Origin of the sequence: Cohnella yongneupensis, assembly GCF_042655785.1 — a bacterium.
GTDB lineage: Bacteria > Bacillota > Bacilli > Paenibacillales > Paenibacillaceae > Cohnella > Cohnella yongneupensis.
The window spans coordinates 75,939-98,107 of the sequence record NZ_JBHSNC010000053.1 but is presented as its reverse complement, the minus strand read 5'-3'; the positions used below and the strand labels follow the sequence as shown (position 1 = coordinate 98,107).

The 22,169-nt window shown below is 55.1% G+C and carries 22 protein-coding genes and 1 pseudogene; 7 read left to right on the top strand and 16 right to left on the bottom strand.

The window, feature by feature from the left end; all coding sequences use genetic code 11:
• Window positions 1–128: 128 nt before the first annotated feature.
• Together ACFPQ4_RS18435 and ACFPQ4_RS18430 are read right to left on the bottom strand one after the other, a co-directional pair.
• Window positions 129–335, bottom strand: coding sequence for a hypothetical protein (locus ACFPQ4_RS18435; protein ID WP_378113363.1), 207 nt, complete (start codon window positions 333–335; stop codon window positions 129–131).
• A 72-nt stretch (window positions 336–407) separates the two neighbouring features.
• Window positions 408–866 carry a hypothetical protein gene (locus ACFPQ4_RS18430; protein WP_378113355.1) on the bottom strand — a complete coding sequence of 153 codons (459 nt, stop codon included), beginning with the start codon at window positions 864–866 and terminating at the stop codon, window positions 408–410.
• A gap of 160 nt (window positions 867–1,026) precedes the next feature.
• Here ACFPQ4_RS18430 and ACFPQ4_RS18425 point away from each other — a divergent pair, with 160 nt between their 5' ends.
• From ACFPQ4_RS18425 to ACFPQ4_RS18400, 6 genes are all read left to right on the top strand, one after another.
• Window positions 1,027–1,269 carry a spore germination protein gene (locus tag ACFPQ4_RS18425; RefSeq protein ID WP_378113354.1) on the top strand — a complete coding sequence of 81 codons (243 nt, stop codon included), beginning with the start codon at window positions 1,027–1,029 and terminating at the stop codon, window positions 1,267–1,269.
• The gene (locus ACFPQ4_RS18420) at window positions 1,266–1,484 is read left to right on the top strand and encodes a spore germination protein GerPB (protein ID WP_378113353.1); all 219 of its coding nucleotides are present in this window, start codon (window positions 1,266–1,268) and stop codon (window positions 1,482–1,484) included. The genes ACFPQ4_RS18425 and ACFPQ4_RS18420 overlap by 4 nt, the downstream gene beginning before the upstream one ends.
• A 14-nt stretch (window positions 1,485–1,498) precedes the next feature.
• A complete protein-coding gene (gene gerPC, locus ACFPQ4_RS18415) occupies window positions 1,499–2,152 on the top strand; it encodes a spore germination protein GerPC (protein ID WP_378113352.1) in 654 nt (217 codons plus the stop codon).
• On the top strand, window positions 2,149–2,361 hold the full coding sequence (locus ACFPQ4_RS18410) for a spore gernimation protein GerPD (RefSeq protein WP_378113351.1): 213 nt from the start codon (window positions 2,149–2,151) through the stop codon (window positions 2,359–2,361). Before gerPC ends, ACFPQ4_RS18410 begins: the two co-directional genes overlap by 4 nt.
• Window positions 2,358–2,744: a spore germination protein GerPE gene (locus ACFPQ4_RS18405; protein WP_378113350.1), complete on the top strand. Its 387-nt coding sequence runs from the start codon at window positions 2,358–2,360 to the stop codon at window positions 2,742–2,744. Before ACFPQ4_RS18410 ends, ACFPQ4_RS18405 begins: the two co-directional genes overlap by 4 nt.
• 117 nt (window positions 2,745–2,861) lie before the next feature.
• Entirely contained in the window at window positions 2,862–2,987 is a 126-nt protein-coding gene (locus ACFPQ4_RS18400) for a sporulation protein YjcZ (RefSeq protein WP_378113349.1), read from the top strand.
• A 70-nt stretch (window positions 2,988–3,057) separates the two neighbouring features.
• Here the strand turns inward: ACFPQ4_RS18400 and ACFPQ4_RS18395 are convergent, their stop codons facing one another.
• From ACFPQ4_RS18395 to ACFPQ4_RS18375, 5 genes and pseudogenes are all read right to left on the bottom strand, one after another.
• Window positions 3,058–4,743 (bottom strand): PucR family transcriptional regulator, encoded by a 1,686-nt coding sequence (locus ACFPQ4_RS18395; protein ID WP_378113348.1) that lies wholly within the window; start codon window positions 4,741–4,743, stop codon window positions 3,058–3,060.
• 154 nt (window positions 4,744–4,897) lie between these two features.
• Complete coding sequence (locus ACFPQ4_RS18390; RefSeq protein ID WP_378113347.1) at window positions 4,898–5,077, bottom strand: hypothetical protein; 180 nt, start codon at window positions 5,075–5,077, stop codon at window positions 4,898–4,900.
• Between the two features lie 300 nt (window positions 5,078–5,377).
• Window positions 5,378–5,578, bottom strand: a complete 201-nt coding sequence (locus tag ACFPQ4_RS18385; protein WP_378113346.1) for an ATP-binding protein — start codon at window positions 5,576–5,578, stop codon at window positions 5,378–5,380.
• Window positions 5,484–6,134, bottom strand: a pseudogene (locus ACFPQ4_RS18380) (PAS domain-containing protein); the annotation flags it as partial. The pseudogene ACFPQ4_RS18380 and the gene ACFPQ4_RS18385, both read right to left, overlap by 95 nt.
• 98 nt (window positions 6,135–6,232) lie before the next feature.
• Complete coding sequence (locus ACFPQ4_RS18375) at window positions 6,233–8,278, bottom strand: beta-galactosidase (protein ID WP_378113345.1); 2,046 nt, start codon at window positions 8,276–8,278, stop codon at window positions 6,233–6,235.
• Between the two features lie 118 nt (window positions 8,279–8,396).
• Between ACFPQ4_RS18375 and ACFPQ4_RS18370 the strand changes: the two genes are divergently transcribed.
• Entirely contained in the window at window positions 8,397–9,227 is an 831-nt protein-coding gene (locus ACFPQ4_RS18370) for an AraC family transcriptional regulator (RefSeq protein ID WP_378113344.1), read from the top strand.
• On the opposite strand, the gene ACFPQ4_RS18365 is transcribed toward ACFPQ4_RS18370, so the two are convergent.
• From ACFPQ4_RS18365 to araA, 9 genes are all read right to left on the bottom strand, one after another.
• Window positions 9,224–9,955 carry a DUF1361 domain-containing protein gene (locus tag ACFPQ4_RS18365; protein WP_378113343.1) on the bottom strand — a complete coding sequence of 244 codons (732 nt, stop codon included), beginning with the start codon at window positions 9,953–9,955 and terminating at the stop codon, window positions 9,224–9,226. The genes ACFPQ4_RS18370 and ACFPQ4_RS18365 overlap by 4 nt on opposite strands.
• An 18-nt stretch (window positions 9,956–9,973) precedes the next feature.
• Entirely contained in the window at window positions 9,974–10,957 is a 984-nt protein-coding gene (locus ACFPQ4_RS18360; RefSeq protein ID WP_378113342.1) for an aldo/keto reductase, read from the bottom strand.
• A 122-nt stretch (window positions 10,958–11,079) separates the two neighbouring features.
• A complete protein-coding gene (locus ACFPQ4_RS18355) occupies window positions 11,080–13,041 on the bottom strand; it encodes a glycoside hydrolase family 15 protein (RefSeq protein ID WP_378113341.1) in 1,962 nt (653 codons plus the stop codon).
• 21 nt (window positions 13,042–13,062) lie between these two features.
• Complete coding sequence (gene glgA / locus ACFPQ4_RS18350; RefSeq protein ID WP_378113340.1) at window positions 13,063–14,490, bottom strand: glycogen synthase GlgA; 1,428 nt, start codon at window positions 14,488–14,490, stop codon at window positions 13,063–13,065.
• A gap of 33 nt (window positions 14,491–14,523) precedes the next feature.
• Window positions 14,524–15,636, bottom strand: a complete 1,113-nt coding sequence (gene glgD, locus ACFPQ4_RS18345; RefSeq protein WP_378113339.1) for a glucose-1-phosphate adenylyltransferase subunit GlgD — start codon at window positions 15,634–15,636, stop codon at window positions 14,524–14,526.
• Window positions 15,633–16,799, bottom strand: a complete 1,167-nt coding sequence (locus ACFPQ4_RS18340; RefSeq protein ID WP_378113338.1) for a glucose-1-phosphate adenylyltransferase — start codon at window positions 16,797–16,799, stop codon at window positions 15,633–15,635. Before ACFPQ4_RS18340 ends, glgD begins: the two co-directional genes overlap by 4 nt.
• 41 nt (window positions 16,800–16,840) lie before the next feature.
• Window positions 16,841–18,769, bottom strand: a complete 1,929-nt coding sequence (gene glgB, locus ACFPQ4_RS18335; protein ID WP_378113336.1) for a 1,4-alpha-glucan branching protein GlgB — start codon at window positions 18,767–18,769, stop codon at window positions 16,841–16,843.
• Between the two features lie 347 nt (window positions 18,770–19,116).
• Window positions 19,117–20,397: a methyl-accepting chemotaxis protein gene (locus ACFPQ4_RS18330; RefSeq protein WP_378113335.1), complete on the bottom strand. Its 1,281-nt coding sequence runs from the start codon at window positions 20,395–20,397 to the stop codon at window positions 19,117–19,119.
• A gap of 154 nt (window positions 20,398–20,551) precedes the next feature.
• Window positions 20,552–22,036 (bottom strand): L-arabinose isomerase, encoded by a 1,485-nt coding sequence (gene araA, locus ACFPQ4_RS18325; RefSeq protein WP_378113334.1) that lies wholly within the window; start codon window positions 22,034–22,036, stop codon window positions 20,552–20,554.
• Between the last annotated feature and the right edge of the window lie 133 nt (window positions 22,037–22,169).

Here is a 22,169-nt window from a genome sequence, read left to right as displayed (position 1 = left end):
GCTTGGCCCCTCCCGCGACCGGACTTTCACCGGCTAGAAGATGCGTGCCTCTGGGCACGCCAAAACTAAAAAAGCCTCGGCGAATGCCGGGCTTTTTTGACCTCTTTGCGCTTATTGCAGCCGACGGGCTACGCAAACCAAGTGTTCACGGATGCGACGAGTCCGACGAAGGACGCGACCGAAAGCGCGAGAAAAATAAAGCCTTGCCGTTTATTTTCCTGGAAAAACCGCAGCACGCCCAAGCTCAAAAACGAACCGATCAGAAGAATGAAAATCGCGCCCGTAATGAACAACGCGGGAGAAATATCTTTAACATCGACCAAATCCACGACCATTGCCCCCTTAAACCGTTCCAACCCGATCTACGTTTCCGCTAGCCGGGTTGATTCCTCTAGCATTATACCGATTTACGGCTGTATAAACAATTCGTATTCGCTTTTCTCGGGGGGCCTTCGCTTGAAGCGAACGATTAGTTGTCCTTTTCTCATCTCGGCTTTGCCGGATCTGGCGTACACCAGGCAGGGGAATCGAACCGCCTGTTTCCCTTCGTTCGGCAATCCCGTTACCCGAAGTCGATCGGAAACGGCGAACAGCTGCAGATCGCGATAGTCGACGTTCGGGTCCAAGTGCATCGTTACTGTAACGAACTTTTTGTCCTTTTGCACGTCCATGCGCACAAGTCCCCGCGACTTTACGCGCGCATCCTTCTTCGCGTGGGTCATCATATTTTTTACGTACTGATTCAACCAATCGGTGTCTCCAGGCTTATCCCATTGCTCGACAAGCTTCCAGGGTAGATCTTTGCCCAACCATTGTTGCACGACTTTCCAATCCGGAAGCGGCCCGCTATCGAAAAAAGAGCTCATCCGCCCTCCCACCTTCCCATCCAACGGCTTATCATTCAGCATATGCCCATAGCGTGAAGCCGTGCGCGCGACTCCCCGACCGTTCATTCCGGATGAACCTCTGGGCATTTGCCTTCATACACTGTTGCATGACCCCACAGCGAAGGAGTCGTTTCTCCCTATGCCCTGCATAATCGGCAACGTAAAAATTTTAAGCGTCGGCTCGGGCAGTGTGGTTCAATTCGGCGATTCGCTCCAAATCTCGCCTTCGAGCACTTCAAAAACCTATGCGGGCGCGGGTTCCTTCATTACCGGCGACCTATCTAGAAGCAATAACGCCGTAAGCGCGACAAATACGAACGATACGGATCTCCAAGATAACCCGACAATTAATGAACCTGGATCCGGGAGTGTGGTTGTATGAGTTGCTGGTACGTCAACCAGACGATTACGATCGGCCAGCTTCGCGTCGAAGCGGTTACGAACTCCTCCGTGTTGCAAATCGGCAGCGCCGGCAGCATCCAGTCTCTATCCCAATTGTACAATACCGGCGGATTTACTAAACCGGCGCCAGGAGTCGAAACCGTTGGCGAGGCGCTGTCTTCGCTTTCGCTCGTTCCGCTCCCGAATCCGACATAAGGAGGACGTTCGCGATGAATCCGCCTTCGAACGGGCAAAACCAGCCGCTCCCGAACCCCATAACCGATTGGCCGACTTTATTGCAACGCTTCTACCGGTCGGAGCAACAGATCCAACTGATGGCCGCGCAACTGCAGTCGATTCAGAAGCAGCTAGACGACTTGAAGAGCAAGCCTCCCTTGCACGTGGAATACCATTTTGACCAATTGAAGGTCAACCGGTTGGAAGGTACGCTGAACGTCGGTATTACGCCGCAGGGCACGCCCAGCATCGAGTCGCTCGAAACGCCGGGCGGAGCTTGTTGGTCGGTGAATCCGGCGGAAGCCGAAGCCGCGGACGACCCCGTGCGCCGCATGCAGGGCGAGATGGCCGCTTACTTGAACGGGGAAGGCGCGCAGTCGCTAATGCTGCTGGAGCAACAATACGCCGTCCCTCTCGACGAAGTCCACCGGACCCAAGTCGTCGACGACGTAAGGCGGCAGTTGAACGAAAGAGTCCGATATTACGTCACGATGAAACCTTATCCGCAACAAGGCACGGACGAAGAGAAGCGTCTGTGGCACGATCAGATCAAAGAGAAGACGACGCGAGATATTCAAGGCGCATTCACCGCCTACTTGCAAAAGCAAAAGACATCTGCGCCCGAAGGGAGAAACCACCGCCTATGAATGCCCCGCCTCCTTACAGCTTGAATGTCGTTAACGGTCCGCTTACGATCGGTTCGATCACGATACTTGGCGTATCCAGCTCGTCTTCGTTGCTGCTTGGCGACACCGAGTCGATTCGGCTGTATGCGTTCTTCGACACGCCTCCCGAATCCGTCATCGTCGGACAGATCGCTCCGCTTCCGGAGTTGCCGGAGGGAGATATCGAATGACGCTGCCATCGGGTAGGAGCACGAATATCGGATGGATGAATTTAAATACCGTCAGCTCGTCCGGAGTCGCCCAATTCGGCGATAACGGGACGACCGAGCTAACTTCCCGCGCGCTCGCCGTGCAGCGAGCAGTCGCGAATTACTCGCACGACGAGACGCGGTTCGCCGCTTACGAGATCTTCGCCCGCCCAGCGTATAACCTGGATACGTGCGTTCAAGTCGCGTTCCATAAGACCGATTGCGTCCCCGAAATCCGAATCGGCTACATCGACGTGACGGCTATATCGTCCGCTGCCTTGCTGCGCGCCGGCATTGGCGGACCTCTGTTGGCGACTACGCGAATCAAACATATCCGCAATTTCAACTACCGGGACATTCGCTGAAATATCGGGAATAAACGCTCCCCCGGTACAAACGTACAGGATTCGTCATGCCCCCCGCCATATGCTGACATTGTGATTTGCCATCACATCACTTCGAACGCGGGAGGTTTTACACAGATGAGTTATCCAGTTGCAGGTGCAGTTGGTTGCGGACATGGTCATGGTCATGGTGGGATGAGCGCAGCTGCTTTCGTTCTTGTTCTCTTCATCCTGTTGGTTATCATCCTTAAAGCCGGCTATTAAGCTAAGCCACTAACAGCGTATGCACCATAAGAAAACCTTGCCGACATGTCGTCGGCAAGGTTTTTGAACGTTAACCGGAAAATCCCGGCGTAATTTGTCCTAGCTTCAAGGCAAGATGCAGCTGCAACCGGTCCTCCGGATCGTCGAGGGACACGCCGAGTATCGCCTGTATTTTCTCCAGCCGGTACACGATCGTGTTGTAATGCGCGTACAGCTTCTCCGAAGTAAGCTTGATATTGCCGTTGCATCGGAAGAACATCTCCAGCGTCTCGACGAGCCTGCCGCCGCCTTTGCGGTCGGCTTGCTGAAGCGGCGCCGCGAACCGCATGAGAAACTGATCCCTCTCTTCCCCTGCGGGAATCAAGTAGAGCAGAGAATAAATGCCAAGCCGATCGTACGATACGACCTCCCCCGGCAAACCGCACACTTCGGCCACTTGCCTTGCCCTTTTCGCTTGCGACCAACTGCCGTGCAACCCGTCGTATCGATCGATGATTCTCCCCGTGTAGAGGCGCAAATCCCGGTCGCCGAGCATCGGACGAAGCTCTGCGAGCAGCTTGCCGAGCAGCTGCTCGAACGCTTCGACGCCGCTGCCTTCAGCTAACGCGGACCTACCTAGCGGCAACACGAGCGCCAAATCGTTGCCGATCGGCGCAGCCAGCATCCCGTCGACCGTGCGCAGCCTTTCCGACCGAAGCCGACGGGTAATTTCCCGCAGCTTCTCTTGCGATGGCTCCTTCTGATGCCAGCCGACCATAACGGCGCACATGCGCGAGCCTTCGGGAATCGAACAGCCGCAGACGTCGGCCCGAAGCTTCCAATCCGCGTCCGAGACGATTTTGCCGGAGAGCCAATCCTGCATAAATTGATCCAAGTATTTACCTTCGACCTCGCGCACCGCTTCTACGTTCGCGAGCTCTAGGCCGGCTAGCGCCGAAAGCCGATCCACGCTAAGCGCGTCTAGCGGCGAGATGTCCTTGCCGCGTTCTAGCAACACGAGGCACGCTTGCTTCATTTTGCGCGACGGAATAGGGCTGACGTAAGCCCGGTACGCGTTCTGAAGCAAGGTGAAGCCGCTATTCAAGCCTCGCCCAATCTGCCGAAAGGAGAGCGATTGCAGGATCGGCCATATTTCCGTAGGTTCCGCCCCTCTCATGCTCGAGGATAGCCATGGCTTTTCTTGTTCGCGCACGACAATGACCGGATTTCCCAGCATATCCTCCATAGCGTCCAAAAACGCATAAAGACCGCTTCCTTCCAGAAGCAGGCGAGTCATGCTTTGTATTCGGTTTTGCAGTTCGGATAATTGCGAGGTTTCCTGCGCGAGCACCCGCTCCATGCACGCACGGACGAGGTCCGAGAATACGATGTCCGGAGGCAGGTCGATCAGCGCGAAGCCTAGCTTATCCGCTTCCTCCAGCAGCTCCTTGGGCACCTCTTCGAAGAAACGCTTCGTTTTGATACCAAGTGCGGTGACGCCGCGCTTTGCGAGCTCCGGAATGAGCTGCAGGAAGCGCTCGGGTTCCTCTCGGAAAGGATAACCGGTCGTCATCAAAAATTCCCCGGGTCTGACCCAAGTAATGATGTCCGGCACCTCCATTACGTTAACCCTGGTGATGGCGCGATATTGGCCGGCTTGGCCCGCGACAAGCTTAGCTTCCTTCAAAAGCGGGATGCCGAGCAATTCCTTCACCGTAAATATCGTTTCCTCGGCTTGGCTTCCGGGGGACGATTCCTTGCGCGGCATCATTGCCATTATGCTTCCTCCTCGACAGTCGTCCTAGCTCCTAATGTTGCTATTGCTGCAATTGATGCTATCTAATCGCTTCCGGATATTTCCGGCTGCGGAAGGCTTGACAATACGGCTTCCGTAGACGCCGCCCATCCGAAAATACCGCCTTGCTGCACCGTCATCCGGATCGCCGCTTCGTGATCCCGTTCGTCGTAATCCGCGGTCGTTTGCCCGCCCCGTTCTCGCCTAACACCGCATGAATTTCCGCCGCGTGCGCCGATAGCGTCACGCCGTCGTTCGCCCTTACGTTGCCGAAAACTTTCGTAAGGCCCGTTACTTTCAGTAATGGCTCCTCCATCGTCCTCTCTCCCTCTCTTTTACATCACGTCACTTACAATAACGCGAAACGGGGAATAGGCTACTTTTGTTGTTCTTGTGTTATATTTTATTACACATTGATTGTATTGTCTTTAGGGATTATTGCTGAAAATAGGCATTCGCAGCTGTGCACAACCTATAATCGCTTCGATTCACTCCGGAAAGTGTTAGATTGCATGACTTCAAAACGCAAAAAAGAGCCGCCTCCGCATACCTTACACGGAGACAACTCTACTTTTTGAAAGCTCGTTCATACGTAAACTTAATAGTTTATGCTAGGTTATTGCGATCGCAAAGGCCATGCAATCTCGATCGTCGTGCCCTTATCGACGACGCTATAAATGTTGATTTTCCCTTTGTGCGCTTCCACGATGCGGTTGCACACCATTAACCCAAGACCGGTACCGCTCTCTTTGAGCGAAAAAAACGGTTCGCCGATTTTGCCCAACCACTCTTCCGGAATGCCGACGCCTTGGTCCACGATTCGCGTGCGACCCCAACAATTCCGGATGCATGAATCGAGAGACGTGCTGACCTAGCAACTGACCTGAGTTGTCTGCACCCATCAGCTTATTAGCCGCGGGATTAACGAAAACGATAACTTGGTCCTGGAAAACGACGATCGGTTCGGGCAAGCTGTCCACCAGCACCCGGTAACGATCCTCGCTCTCCCGCAGCTTCTCTTCTACGTGTTTCTTATCCGACAAGTCAGTCTCTACGACCATGAACGCGAAGCATACCCCTTGTTCGTCGCGCATAGGCACGACCGTGACGTCGAGAAACATAGGACTGCCGTCTTTGCGAATCCTCGTCAAATTCGACAGCTTAACCTCATTGCACTTCTCGGATTGCGCGAACGCTTCATTGACGCGCAATAAGCTTTCGGGCGTTATAGGCACCCTTGCCCCGATAATTTCCTCCGGAGACCATCCGTATAATCTTTCGAACTTGTCGTTAACCTCAAGGGTGATCCCTTTCACATCGGTAATATACACGCTGTCGGTAGTTCTTTTGAGGAACGTCTTCAACACTTGCATTAACGTTGTCAAAATATATATTGTTGTGGGTCGGTTGCGAGGCAAGAATCCAAATAAGAAAACAGCCGAGTACGATAAGCACCCGGCCGTTCGTATGCTTAAGCTTTAAGTTCGACGATCCATAAGTCTATGCCGGCTAAGCTAGACGTGCCGGAGATCGTTTTGCCGGTTAGAAGATCGGTTCCGCCGTCTTCGGTTAATTGAATGTCTACCGCATCCGCGTTGTGATTAAGGACGAACAAGTAGCGCTTGCCGCCTTTGACGCGAAGCGTCGTCTCGACGCCGCTAGGAACGGATTGAAGGTGCGGTCGAATCGAAGATTCCGCGCACAGCTTCGGCAACCAATCCCGCAGGAAAGCGGCTTCCGGACTTGTAGCCAAATACCACGCTTCCCCCGCGCCGAACCTATTAACCGTTAATGCAGGCATACCCTTGTAGAAGTCTTCTCCGTATTCGGCGACGACCTCCGCGCCTTCCGAATGGACGAGATCGCATAACATCGAAGAAACGTAACTGCCCTCCAACCCGATCGCGTTCGGCTTCACGACGATCCGATTGCTTTGCGTCGGCAATAGCGCATCGATCTCCTCCGACCAAATGCCGAGCACCTTACGGAGCTCGCCCGGATAACCGCCGAGCGTAACGATGTCGTTCTCGTCGACGATGCCGCTGAAATACGTCGTTATGAATTTGCCTCCCGCGCTCACGAAAGATTCGACATTCTGCGCGAAGCCAGGTTTAACCATGTACATAACCGGCGCAATTACGATATCGTATCGGCTCAGATCCGCGTCGACTCCGACCACGTCCGCGGAGAAACCGGCTTGATAGAGCGCGTCGTAAAATTTATGCACCTCTTCGACGTATTTGAGAGCGATGGTCGGACCGCTGGAAAGCTCCGTCGCCCACCAATTCTCCCAGTCGAACACAATGGCGATCCTCGATTCCACGCGCGAATCGAGCAGCGTGTCGCCAAGTTTGTGCAGCTCCGCCCCGAGCTCCGCGCACTCGCGGAATACCCGCGTATGTTCGTGTCCCACATGCTCTATGACCGCACCGTGGTACTTCTCGCATGCGCCGATCGATCGGCGAAGTTGGAAGAACATGACCGTATCCGCGCCATGCGCCACCGCCTGATAGCTCCATAAGCGCATGACGCCCGGACGCTTCAAAGAGTTGTACGGCTGCCAGTTTTGCTGGCTCGGCGTCTGTTCCATCAGCATGAACGGCTGACCGTCCTTCAAACCGCGCATGAGATCGTGCATCATCGCCGTGTAGCTGTACGGCGTATCGAGAGACGGATAGTTATCCCAAGAGACGACATCCATATGTTTCGCCCACTTTTGATAGTCCAGTTCCTTGAAGGCGCCCATCAAATTCGTCGTCACCGGAACGTCCGGCGTCCGTTGCTTAAGTGCCGCTTGCTCTAGTTTATAGCATTCGAGCAAGCTATCCGACTGGAATCGGCAATAATCCAGCGAAATGCCTTGGAAGTTCGTCGCCGTGCGTCCGTTCCAACCGCGCCATTCTTCGCTGAGCCCGTTCGGAGGGACGATCTCGTCCCAATCGTAAAACGTATGGCCCCAGAACCCCGTATTCCATGCACGGTTGACGGACTCTAGCGATCCGTAGCGTTGCTTGAGCCATTCCCGGAAAGCTTCCGCGCAGTTGTCGCAGTAGCAATACCCGCTGTATTCGTTAGAGACGTGCCAAATGAGCAGCGCCGGATGGTCCTTATATCGTTCCGCCAGCTTCTCGGCCATGCGGACAGAATACTTGCGGTAGGTCGGGCTATTCGGACACGAATTGTGCCGTCCGCCGAACTTGCGCTTGCGACCGTCGAAGTCGACGCGCAGCACGTCGGGGTAACGCTTCGCCATCCAAGCCGGATGCGCGGCCGTACTCGTCGCGAGGCATACGCCGACGCCGTCCGCGTGCAGCTTATCCATCATTTCATCCAACCACTCGAACGAGTACGTCTCTTCGTCCGGCTGATTAAGCGCCCATGCGAACACGTTCAACGTCGCGACGTCGATGCCGGCCAGCTTGAACATGCGCAAATCTTCGTCCCAGACGGGCTTCTCCCATTGATCGGGATTGTAGTCGCCGCCGTACCAAATTTTGGGCTTCGCCTTATTAATCATCTCGCACCTCGTCAGGAATAGGATAATCTGTCATCACAGCTTCGATTATAAACCTTATCCGAATAGCATCCTATATAATATAATGGACAGAAGATATAACAATCTGGAGGTCACCTTCATGCTTCGTCGCTTCGTTGCGCCTACAGCAGGCGAGCTGCTTCCGCTGCAAATCGAGACGATCGGACTCAATCCCGATCAAGAACACGTAAGCCGTCCGGACGGCTATCCTTGCTATCATTGGCTGCACACCCTTGAAGGAGAAGGAGAATTGCGCGCGCTCGGCATGACTTGGAAGTTGCCTGCGCGAACGGGATTCCTGCTCCACCCCGACGTGCCCCATGAATATTACGTAAGTAACGGTCCCTGGCATACGGCGTATATTACGTTTACCGGGAGCATGGCGGCAACGTGCGCCAATACGCTGTTCGGAGCCGCTTCGGACAAGTTCCAGTGGGAACAAGGAGCCGCCGGGCCGACCGAGCAGCTCATGCGCATGCTGAACTTGGCGGAGTCCGGCGACGACCCGTCGGGCTGGAACAACTCCGCGGAGCTATACCGGTTCATGACTTTGCTCAAGACGAACGGCACGAACGATCAACAACCTTCCCTATCCAAGCGTTTGGAGCGCGTGCAACAGTTGCTCCATTGGCTGGACAAAGAATACGCCAACCCCGATTTGGGATTGGCGGAAATGGCGGAGCGATTATCTATCGGCACGAGGCAACTAAACGAGCGCTTCAAGGAATCTTTCGGACAGTCGGCTTACGCCTACCTCATTCAGCTACGGCTTCGCAAAGCAAAGGAATGGCTGCCCTCTCGTCCCGACATGACCGTCCGCCAAATCGGCGAAGCCGTCGGCTTCCGCGACGCAAGCCATTTCATCGCTACGTTCCGGCAAAAAGAAGGCATGACGCCCGAAAAGTACCGCAGGCTTCACGGCCACTCTTAAAGCGAACTCGGCGTTGACCGTTCTGCCGACGAAGAGACTCGGGCATGCGTCGTAATCGCGTACAACGAGACGTATACGATTAAGATCAGCGTACCGAACAAAATCGAGAATGCGATGGAATTAAAGTGAATCGCGTCGATAATTTGCTCGACAATTCGTCCCGGATGCAAGACGTCCCAGCTATTCAGCCTGACGATCCGACCGAGGTAGACGCCGAACCCGCTAAGCATCGAGCTGCCGAACACGAACGCCCAGCCCATAGCGGAATCCCAATAGTGGCGCACGATCGCATGGATTTGATTCATGGACAAATAACCGAGCAGCATGCCGCACCAGGTAAATATAAAATAGAGCACCAAGTCGAACCACAGCAACAAGCCATCGACGTCGTAACCCAAGTAATCGCTAGTGAATATCAGGTGAATGAGATCGGTCATTAAATAGGGTGCGTTAGGAAACAGCAGCAGCCAACCTATACCGAGCGCGATCAATCCGATAGCGAGCGACGCCCCTTTGGCGACGCGAGCCCATATGAGCGCGACCATCGAACAGAGAAGCGGCAACCATGCCAAATACAAGTTCCACAGCAGGAAACTAAAGTCCAGGAACGCACCGTGCGATTCCCGGAACTTAATCAATAAAGCGCATAAGATCGATGTCGCGGCGAGGATGTAGAACAACGGGTCTACGATCTTACGACTTACGGTCGAGTTACCTCCGCCACGCATGCCGATCAGCCCCTTGAATCAATATGAACCGCGAATATGGCCGTGCACTTCGTTCTCGTAAAACGTCCGCAGCCGCGCAAGCTCTTCTTCCGTGAACGACGGAACGCGTTGCGCCGCTAGATTATGCTCGACTTGCCTAACGTTCTTGAACCCGGGGATGACGCACGTGATCGCGGGATGATCGAGAATCCAGCGCAAAGACGCTTCAGTCATGCTTCCGCGTCCTTCCGCGATCCAAGCCAACTCCCGCGACAGCGCCACGCCCGTGGCGAAAGGCAAGCCCGCGAACGTCTCGCCGACATTGAACGATTCGCCGTTCTGGTTGAAGTTGCGGTGGTCTGCCGCTTCGAAAGTCGCATCTTCCGCAAACTTTCCGGTTAACAGTCCGCTGGCGAGCGGCAATCGTGCTAGCAACGCTACGCCCCGCTCCTGAGCTTGCGGCAGCAATTCCGCGATCGGCTTCTGGCGGAATAGATTGAATATAATTTGCAGCGCCTGCACGCCGGGTTGCTTCAGACAGAACAAACCTTCTTCCACGGACTCTACGCTCACGCCATATGCGCGGATTTTCCCTTCCGCTTGCAGCTTGTCCAGCACTTCGAACACGGCGCCGTCTTGAAGGATGGCGAGCGGCGGACAATGGATCTGGTACAGATCTATCGTCTCCCGCTCCAACCGCGACAAGCTGGCTTCGCAATATTGACGCACTTGCCGCTCGGAATACGTGCTCGGATCGTGAATGTCTCCCGCCCGGCAAAACTTCGTCGCGATATGAACGCGATCTTCTTTGCCTTTGGTAGCGACCGCTAGCAACCGCTCGCTCCGCCCGTCTCCGTACACGTCGGCCGTATCGAAGAAATTAACCCCTTCGTCCATAGCCTTGTCCAGCGCTTTGAGCGATTCCTTCTCGTCCGTCTGCCCCCAGGAACCGCCGATGGCCCAGGTTCCGAAGCTGATTTCACTAACATTCAAGCCCGTCTTGCCTAAAGGACGATAATTCATGTATCCCCAACTCTCCTTATATGAGCGCCAAGCAAGACGCTAGTAAGATTATTCCATTATAGCAAAATCCCCGCGCAAAAGCCCGAAGAGGCACTTGCGCGGGGATCCGTCAAACCAGCAAGTCACGAAGATAATTGCTCAAGCTTGCGTACGTATTTGCACACCGTCTGCACGTACGTCGCGTGAGACCAGGTGAGCGGCGCGACGGATAACGGCGAACCGTTTTCCGGCTGCACTTGTTCCGGCAAATTGCCGCCCGGCAGTGCGAAAGTTCCTACTTTCTCTAGCGTCCGTCTTGGCTCGACCAAGTCATCGACCGTACGCGCGGTCTCGATCTGGAAGTTCGCGACCCATAACGTGCAAATGATCCAAGGGTTGCCGGGCACGGTGTCGATGTCGTCCGATTGCCGGAAGTAGTAGTCGTTCGTATAGCGGGCGATGCCTCCGACATCCGTCTTCACGCGCAGCTTGTCGGCGATGGCGTGCATCGTTCGAGCGACGCGATCGTCCTCCGCCGGCAGCACGCCGAATTCGAACAGACCGAACATGCTGCTCTCGACCGTCATGTCCTTCACCCATTGACCGTCCTGCCACGTTAAGCCGCGGGCGAATCTTCCCGAAGCTTCATCCCACAAATGGGTGACGATTCCTTGCTTGATCTGCTCCGCGACGTTGCGATATTGATCGCTGCGATCGTAATCCCCGAACAGATCCGCGAAATAAGCGGCGGCCATCAGTCCGCCGTACACCGATGCCGACGTATACGTCCAGATGCCGTAACGTTCTTCCCATAAATCGTAGCTAGGACGCGGCAAGCCGAGGCTCCGCTCCATGTATTCGCATAGGAACGAGGCCGCTTTGCGTACGAGCGTATTGTACAACGCTTGCGGCAGCTCGATCTCTCCGTGCCGAGCGTAGTCTTTCCATAACGCGTATAGTACGAGCGCCGTCTCATCTTCTTGAATCGGAAGCCTCGGAACGCCTTGCAAGACGTAAGGATGCCAGCTTGACCCGACCGTTCCGTCCGGATTGTACTTATGGTGCAAGTATCCTTCCAGCGATAGATTGCGTGCGCAAAAGTGGAAGAACGGAGCAATCGTCCCATGGTATCCCGCCAGCGACATCGCATCGGCGATCAGCGCGCCGTCCCTAGGCCACATATAACTGTAATGATCGCGGTTGTATTGTAAAATCTCCGTATCGTTAGCCGCCAAGATCGCGCCTCGCTCGTCGATTTGGGTACGTACGATCAGCAAGCTGTGCTTGAACTGGCGGATGACGCCGGCCGGCAAATCGCCGTAACGTCCGCTTACCCGGGATAGCCAATGGTTCCAGTAGATGACGATCCGACTTAATAGCTTCTCCGGATGGCTCTCCTGTACGTACTGATCTAGCCGTTTCACTTCTTCCATGTTCGCGCCTACGGACATCCAATAATAGATCGTCCGCTCGTTGCCCGAAGGAACCGTCGTGCGGAAGCTGATCGTGCTATCGACCGAGCCTTGAGAGATCGAATTGCCCATCAGCTCTCCGTCTTCGGCGTCCCTCCATGTGCCTTCCGCGGAATGGAACCGCTTGATGCCGGTGGAATACTGATAGATTCCTCCCTGCTCCGAGCGGCCGTTGAACATGAAGTAGGAGGAACGTTTGTAATGGAACAGCGTCCGGTTTTCCGGATAAAAAGCCGCCGTGTCCCCGACTTCGTTGCCGTCGATCATCAGATCGTGGTGGAAGAAGATGCGGACATCCTTCGGCGTATCGCCCAGATTCCGTATGACGACGCGTTTCAAGTAAATGCATTCCCGCTGGTGGATGCCGTCGTTGAGCTGCAACTCGACGCCTAGACGCTCATGCCTCGCGGTAACGTTCGTGACGAGCGAATCCTCGACGTAGCCTAACTCTATCACCCATTCCGGGTCATTCAGCCAAGCGAAAGCACCGTTCACCCAGACACCGAACCGGCACTCATGCCCGTTGACGTGATTTTGCTGCCCTACGTAAGGAAAATAGACATCTCGAATGTAGCAGTTGCTGTCTAGATTGACGAGCAGCTTACCGTTGCCGATGACCAGATGACGCGCCATACCGGTTCCTCTCCTCTCTATCTAAAGGGCGAGCTCTCTATACAGCTTTTCATACAGGCGCGCCGAAGTTGCCCATCCATAATCCTTCTCCGCACCGTTCGCGACAATCTTGGACCAATGATCGGCGTTGCGGTAGAAGCTTAACGCGCGCTTCACGGTGAACAGCAAGTCGTGCGCGCTCGCCGGGCCGAAGGAGAAGCCGTTGCCCGTTCCGGCGTATTCGTTGTACGCCTCGACAGTATCTTTAAGACCCCCGGTTTCCCTAACGATCGGGACGGAACGATAGCGAAGCGCGATTAACTGGCTAAGACCGCAGGGCTCGAAGCGAGACGGCATTAAGTACATGTCGGACGCCGCGTAAATTTTGCGCGCGAGCGCCTCGTTAAAGCCGTACCAGACGACGATTCTGCCCGGATATTGCTGCTGCGCGTTATAGAGCATCGCTTCGATGCCGGGCTCGCCCGTGCCGAGAATAACCAACTGGACTTTCTCTTTCATGATCTCGTGAATGACTTCCCCGATCAGATCGAAGCCCTTCTGACGCGTCAGCCGCGAGACAATGCCGATAAGCGGCGTCTTCTCGTCGATGATCAAGCTAAGCTCGCGTTGCAGCGCGGTTTTGTTCTTCCGTTTGTCCGCCATCGAATCGGAGTACGGTACGTAGACGTGAGGATCGTTCGCCGGATCGTACACCTCGGTATCGATTCCGTTCAAGATTCCCCACAGATCGTCTGAGCGTTGGCGGATAACGCCGTCGAGCTTCTCGCCGTATTCCTCGCCTTGAATCTCGTGAGCGTATGTATAACTCACCGTGGACAACTTGTCCGCGAACCGCAATCCGGCTTTCATGCAGCTCGCTCCGCCGTAAAACTCCAGCCCGTCGCGAGTAAACGCGTCGTCTCCGGTGGCGAGCAAATCTTGCAGCAGCTCTCTCGAGAAAACGCCTTGGTATTGCAGGTTATGGATCGTGAACAACGTACGAATGTCGCGGAAGCCCGGTTCGTTCGAATATCTCGTCTTCAGTAAGAATGGAATAAGACCCGTCTGCCAATCGTGGCAGTGAATAATATCCGGCAGCGTATCCAAATGCTTAAGCGCCTCGAGCACCGCGAAGTTGAAGAAAGCGAACCGCTCCGCTTCGTCGCCGTACCCGTACAAGTAACCGCGCTTGAAATAAAACTCGTTGTCGACGAGCAGGAACCGCACGCCGTCCGCGACGACTTCCTGCAAGCCGCAATATTGCCTGCGCCAGCCAAGCTGTACGTCCATGATGGCGAGCGTAACGGTCCGATCCGCGATTTCCTTAGGAATTTCTCCGTACTTAGGCAAAATGACCGTCACGTCGATGCCGATGTCGGCAAGCGCTTTGGGAAGAGCGCCGACGACGTCGGCCAGCCCTCCCGTCTTGACAAGCGGCATCGCTTCCGACGCCGCGAACAACACTCTCATGTAGACACCCTCTTGTTCGTAGAAGTTAGCCGATCAGATCACCTTGCGCTTGACGGCGAGGAACGGTAAATCTTTCGCGCCCCTGAGCTGTTGCTCCGCGCGGATTTCCACCTCTTTGTCCAGAATGCAATTGTCCAGCGCGCCGTTCTCTCCGATGATGCCGTTCTGCATAACGATGCTGTTGCGGACGATCGCGCCTTTGCCGACTTTGACGCCGCGGAACAAAATGCTGTTCGTTACCGTCCCCTCGATATCGCAGCCGTTCGCGACGAGCGAGTTGCTCACGTCCGCGCCGCTCCGGTAATGGGTCGGCGGTTCGTCCTTGACCTTCGTGTAGACGGCGCCGGGACGGAAGAACAGCTCGCGCCATACGTCCGGTTGTAACAGCTCCATGCTATGACGGTAATACGCGGCGATGTTGTTGACGACGCCGAGCACGCCTTCGTGCATATACGCGCTGACGTGCAACTGGTTTAGGCGGGACAGGATCGCATGGCGGACGAAGTGGTCGCGGCCTTGCGCAAGCGACGTCTCCACGAGATCTAGCAATAACTCTCGGCTTAGGACGTACATCTCCATCGACACGACGTCGCTGGACAGCCTGCCGAAATGGTCTTGCATCTCGACGATCCGGCCGAATTCGTTCACTCTCGCCTTGCGGGCAAGACCCGGAACGCCTTCCGGCTCCCGCTTGCAGACGACCGTAATGTCAGCGCCCGATTCGCGATGCTGATCCAGCACTTTGGCGAAATCGACGTTGCACACCATATGGCTCCGCGTAATGACGACGTACTCGGATGGGCTGCGGGCGAAGTAATCGCGATTCCGGTAAAAGTGATACAAGTCCCCTTTGCCGTAGTCCGTCTGGTCCTCTAACGAAGGCGGCAGCACGAACAGTCCGCTTTGCTTGCGGTGCAAATCCCAATTGCTTCCCGAACCGAGATGATCCATGAGCGAACGGTATTTCGTATGCGCGAACACCGCGACCTTCGGAATGCCGGAGTTCACCATGGAGGAGAGCACGAAATCGATCAGGCGGTATCGCCCACCGAACGGCACCGTCGCTAAACAACGGTTCGCCGTCAAGGAAGCCATCTCGTCGGCTTCGTGAATCAAATTAATGACGCCCATCATCGGAAGCTTCATACCGGCTCTACCTCCTGCAATTCGACTTCGGCCTTAATCGTCTTTCCGCTACCTACGACGGCGATTTCTTCCGCGCTCGCGGAGCCGACCTGACAGCCGTCCTCCACGATCGCCCCTTCTCCGACGATCGCGCGAATGATCGTCGCGTTTTTGCCGATTACGGCTCCCGGCATGAGGACCGAATCTTCCACCACCGTACCTTCACCGACATGCACCCCAGGGAATAGCACCGAACGGGTCACTTCCCCCTCGACGAAACAACCTTCGTTAATAAGCGCTCCGTGCACTTTGGCGCTAGGGGCGATATATTGCGCCGGCTGATTCGGGCTCGCAGTTAAAATCCGCCAGGAGCGGTCGTTCAATTGCAACTGCGGCTTATCCTCGAGCAAATCCATATTCGACTCCCACAAGCTATCTATCGTTCCGACGTCTTTCCAGTAGTCGTCGAACCGGTACGAGTACATGCGGGCGCCTTCCGCCAGCAACGTAGGGATAATATCTTTCCCGAAATCGTTCGAGGAAGAGCGCGCTGCCTCGTCGCGGATGAGCGCTTCCTTAAGCACTTGCCACGAGAACATATAGACGCCCATAGAAGCCAAGTTGCTGTTTGGTTTCTTCGGTTTCTCGGCGAATTCGACGATGCGTCCGTCATCGTCGACGCTCAGAATGCCGAATCGACTCGCCTCCGCCCACGGCACGCTTATGACCGCGATCGTCGCGTCCGCGCGGCTCTTCTTATGAGCATCGAGCAGCAAATCGTAATTCATTTTATAAATGTGATCGCCCGAAATGATCAGCACGTACTCCGGAGCATGCCGCTCGATGAATCCGATGTTCTGATAGATAGCGTTGGCCGTCCCCTTGTACCAGGTACCGCCTTTCTGACGCACGTACGGAGGAAGCACATGCATGCCGCCTTCCCTGCGGTCGAGCCCCCATGGCGTGCCGATTCCGAGATGCTGGGTAAGCACGAGCGGTTGATATTGCGTCAGTACGCCGACCGTCTCTATTCCAGAATGGGCGCAGTTGCTTAGCGTGAAGTCGATAATGCGATATTTGCCGCCGAACGGCACGGCCGGTTTGGCCAAATCTTTGGTCAAGACGCCTAGACGTCTCCCTTCGCCGCCCGCCAGCAGCATTGCGATACATTCGTTTTTGCGCATGAACCTCACTCCTCCCCCAAATTAAATGCACACTGCAGGCATTACAGGCTCAAGTTACTCAAGCTGTCTGTGTCTGACTTCCACATTTGCAAGGAAAGCGATGGGACGGGAACGACGATGCTGTAAGGTTTGCCGTGCATCGGAATCGACTCGGCCGATGAACGCGCAGGCAGGAACATTCCGTTGCCGCCATACCGTTCGTCGTCGCTGTTGAAGGTCAGACGATATTCGCCGGGTACCGTAACGCCGATTCTGTAGATGTCATGCGATTGTCTGGAAAAGTTGCATACCGACACGGTCGGCGAAGCGGAGCGCTTGCCGGTCCTTTGGAAGATCAGCATGCATTGCTCGGCGTTGTTCACGTCGATCCATTCGAAGCCGGCTTGCTCATGATCTTGTTCCCACAGCGACCTGTCGCGCGAATACGCGGCGTTCAAATCTTTGACGTACTCGTTCATGCGGGCATGCAACGGGTATTGCAGCACTTGCCAATCGAGGCCGTCGTAGTCTTTCCATTCGTCGAATTGGCCGAATTCGCCGCCCATGAAGAGCAGTTTTTTGCCCGGATGAGTGATCCAGTAACCGTAAAAAAGACGCAAGTTCGCGAACTTTTCTTCGTAGGAGCCCGGCATCTTGTTCAGCAGCGAACGTTTGCCGTGTACGACTTCATCATGGGAAAGAGGCAATACGTAGTTTTCCGAAAAAGCGTATAGCAGCGAGAATGTGATCAAAGAGTGGTGAGAAGGTCTGCGGGACGGATCGGTCTCCATGTAGCGGAGCATGTCGTTCATCCAGCCCATGTTCCATTTGTAATTGAATCCGAGGCCTCCGAGGTAAGTAGGCGCAGTGACTTGAGGGTAGGAGGATGAATCTTCCGCCATCATGAGCGTGTTGGGGTAATGTTGAAAGACGGTTTCGTTCAGCTTGCGCAAAAAGGATAACGCTTCGATATGCTCGGATCCGCCGTAGCGGTTGAACGTTTTGCTATCGTCGGCCTTGTCGAAGTGCAAGTCGATCATGCTTGCGACGGCATCTACGCGGAGTCCGTCGATATGATACTTATCGAGCCAGAATAAAGCGTTCGAGAGAAGGAAGCTGCATACTTCGGGCTTGCCGAAGTCGAACGCGAGCGTTCCCCAGAGCAGCTTCTCCGCGCGCCTGCTGTCCGAGTCTTCGTAGAGCGGCGTGCCGTCGAAAAGCCGTAACCCGTGATCGTCTTTGCAAAAGTGACCCGGCACCCAGTCGAGCAATACGCCGATTCCCGCTTGGTGACATCGATCGACGAGCATTTGAAGACCTTCCGGCGGACCGTATCGGCTCGTCGCCGAGTAATAACCGGTCGCTTGATAGCCCCAAGATCGATCTAGCGGATGCTCGGTTAACGGCAACAGCTCGATATGGGTGTATCCCATCGCGGCGACGTATGCGACAAGCTCGAAGGATAACTGTTCATAAGTGCGGAATTGCTCGGGGGCATCCATTCGCCAGGAAGCGAGATGCACCTCGTAAATGAGCATTGGACGATCATAAGGGGGAGCTTGCTCCCGGTGTTCCATCCATTGGCGGTCTTGCCATTCGTACCGGTCGAGCGATGTAACGATGGATGCCGTATGCGGCCGAAGCTCGCTGTAGACGGCATGCGGATCGGACTTCAAGGTCAAATGTCCGTCGGCGTTAACGATCGCGTACTTATACCGTTCCCCTTCGTCTAATCCGGGAACGAAGCAGCACCATACGCCCGTCGAACCTACCGGATCCAACCGGAACCCTAAACTGCCGTGGCCCCAACCATTGAAATTGCCGACTACGGAAACTTCCCGGGCTTGCGGAGCCCACACGACGAACCGTACGCCGTGGCGTCCGTCGAAGGTCATCAGGTGCGCTCCGAACGTCTGATAAGCCCGCAATAACTGACCGGTGTTGAATAAGTACAGGTCCTCGGTGGAGAGTAAAGCCGGCGGGGCCTGCATGCGAAGTCACCTCCCGACAAATAAACCTTTGGAACGAGTACGGATAGGATGAATTGTTAACTAATTGTCAGCTAATTGTTAACTTTGCTTATAATTCACACGAAACTTACATTCATTATAGCGAATATTATGAAAACTTTCACCTCATTTTCAAAAAAGTCGCAACAAAGTTCGTGACGTGAACGCCACGAACACGGTCAACCCGATAGGTATCTTTGCGCTTTTAATAGATTAGCAAAAGTGGCTACTCATAAAAACGAGATTATTGTCGAGCGTAAAAATTTTTTTCTGAAACTACTATTTAGACAAAAGAAGCCATCCTGTGGGATGGCAGTAAACGGCTGAATTCAGTTGTGTATAGCGAAAACCGCGACTTGCTTGCGGAGCGCCTCGGAGCACGACTTAAGCGATTCGGAAGTCGCCGATAGCTCTTCCATGACCGCCGTCTGCTGCTGCCCCGCCGCGAACACGGCTTGAGCGCCCTTACGTATCGTCGTCGTCGCCGTCGCCATTGCTTGCGCTTCGCGCATCGCAAGCTCGACCTGTTCGCCCTGCTCGATCAGCTTGCGGGAAATCGCGTCGACTCGTCCGTTCACCTTGGCTACCTCGGTCGTCACGACGCGAAGCGCGGTCGCAGAGCTTTCTCCGTGCTCCGCCTCGCGTTCGGAACGCTGCCGTTGCTCCGACATCTGCCGGGTTGCATTGTCGGCTTGCCGCTGTATGCGCTCGATCAGCTTGCGGATATCTTTAACCGCCGTCGCGCTTTGCTCGGCGAGCACCCTTACGGCCTGGGCGACGACGCCGAACCCCTTTCCTTCCTCTCCGGCGCGCGCCGCTTCGATCGACGCGTTAAGAGCGAGCAAGTTCGTCTGCTCCGCGAAGTCGGCGACGACGCCCGAGATCGAGCCGATCTTCGCGGCATCTTCGTTGAGCTCCGCAACGATGGCAAAGGAATCTCGATTGAGCTCCGCCAGTTGATGCATTCCGCCGATCAACGAACGAATAACCGTCTCCCCGCTCTCTACCGACCGGGTCATCATTTGGGTGATCGACCTCGTTTGCTCTGCTTCTACGGCCATTTCTTTGGCGACTTCGGTCATAAAGCTAACCGAACTGAACAATTGCTCGGCCGCGGAAGACTGGCGCTCCGTCCTTTCGGAGATGACGTTCGCCTCTTCCGTCATATGGACGATATGGTTCGTCGCCTGATCGATCGCGCCTTGCAACTCGCCAGCGAACAAATCCGTCTTCCGCGAATGCTCCGCTACCCCCGCGATCATGCCGCGGAGCTGGCCGATCATGTCCGCGAAAGCCCGATTCAAAGTCTGAATTTCGTCTTCCGATCGCGTCGCTTCCACCGTCACTTGCAAGTTCCCGTTTGCGGCCGCACGCGCGGCATCCGTTAAGCGAAGCAGCGGTTTAACGAACCAGCGCGCGGCTATGTAACCGAGAAAACCCGTCCAAAATATGCCCAACACAAGCGTAAGCGCGATAAACGCGCCATCCGGCAAAAACGCCAACCGATCCTTTAACACGAGCAAAAAGAACGCGCTAGTCGCGTACGTTACGGTCGACACGCACGTGATGCCTATTACCATTTTTTGAACGATGCCTAGTTTGTTTGCCATGTTGATTGCTCCTCTAATCGTACTCCCTTTATGCTAGTGCACTACGTCGGGCGATAGCTGTGATAAATCTCATAGCTTTGGTTGAAAAACGAAAAAAACCGTCCCATCAGCTTTTGGGGCTGCAGGACGGTTTGTTCGTTAGGTTAGATATTCCTTATTTCCAAGCCACGCTGCTCCAACGAAGCTCGTTGCGGAGTTGGTTCGGATTCGTGTTCTTGTCGATGACGACGCATTCGATGCCCGCGATTTCCGCGAAGTCGAGCATTTGCTCGGTCGTAACCGCGAACGAGTAGACCGTGTGGTGCGCGCCGCCGGCGAGGATCCATGCTTCCGCGGATTGCTGAAGCGAAGGCAGCGGCTTCCAGAGCACGCGAGCGACAGGAAGCTTCGGCATCGGTTTGTTCACCGCCACGCCTTCCACTTCGTTAACGATCATGCGGAAGCGGTTGCCCATATCGATAACGGACACGTTAATCGCCGAACCGCCTTTGCCGTCGAATACAATACGCGCCGGATCGGCTTTGCCGCCGATGCCGAGCGGGTGGACCTCGATGCGCGGCTTGCTCGCGGCAAGCGTCGGACACACTTCCAACATATGCGCGCCGAGCACGAGCTCGTTGCCCGGTTCGAAATGGTACGTGTAATCTTCCATGAACGACGTATCTACGCCGCCGGCGATGATCTTTACGAGACGCGTGAGCGCCGCCGTCTTCCAGTCGCCTTCTCCCGCGAAGCCGTAGCCTTGCGCCATAAGACGCTGAACCGCTAGACCCGGCAATTGCTCCAGTCCGTGCAAATCCTCGAACGTCGTCGTGAACGCCGTGAATCCGCCTTCGTCGAGGAAAGATTTGAGCGCGATTTCGATGCGCGCCTGATAAGCGATCGCATCGCGAACCGGCCCGGCCGTGCGGCCCGCTTCCACGATATCGTATTGCTCCGCGTATTCGGCGAGCAGCGCTTCTACGTCCGCTTGCGAAACAGCGTTAACGCGCGCGACTAGATCGCCTACGCCGTAACCGTTGACCGCCCAGCCGAACTTGATTTGCGCTTCGACTTTATCGCCTTCCGTTACGGCAACTTGACGCATGTTGTCGCCGAAACGGGCAATTTTCAATTGGTTGCTTTCCGCGGATGCGACAGCCGTACGCTGCCAGCCGCCCACGCGTCCGCGAACTTGCGGATCTTGCCAGTGGCCGACGACGACTTTGCGGGAGATGCCCATGCGCGCTCCGATGAAGCCGTACTCGCGGTCGCCGTGCGCCGCTTGGTTCGTGTTCATGAAGTCCATGTCGATCGAGTCCCACGGAATGTCGCGGTTATATTGCGTATGGAGGTGAAGCAGCGGCTTGCGAAGCTGCGACAGTCCGGCGATCCACATTTTGGCAGGCGAGAACGTATGCATCCACGTGATGATGCCCGCGCAGCTTTCGTCGGAGTTCGCTTCGATACAAATTTGGCGAATTTCTTCCGGCGTCTTAACGACCGGCTTGAATAGGATCGGGAAAGGAATTTTCGCGTCGGCGGCAAGGTTTTCCGCGATTTCCGCGGAGTGCGCGGCGACTTCCTCGAGCGTCTCCGGTCCGTACAAGTGTTGGCTGCCCGTTACGAACCAGAATACGTAAGGCTTTAATTTCAACATGTGATGTTCCTCCTATGAATGAGTGGAATGAGTTAACTTGTACGTACATGATTACATTGTTATTTTACAAGCAAATTCGGGTTATTTCAATAAAAATGATTTTATGAATTTCATGTTGTACATACGAGTTACA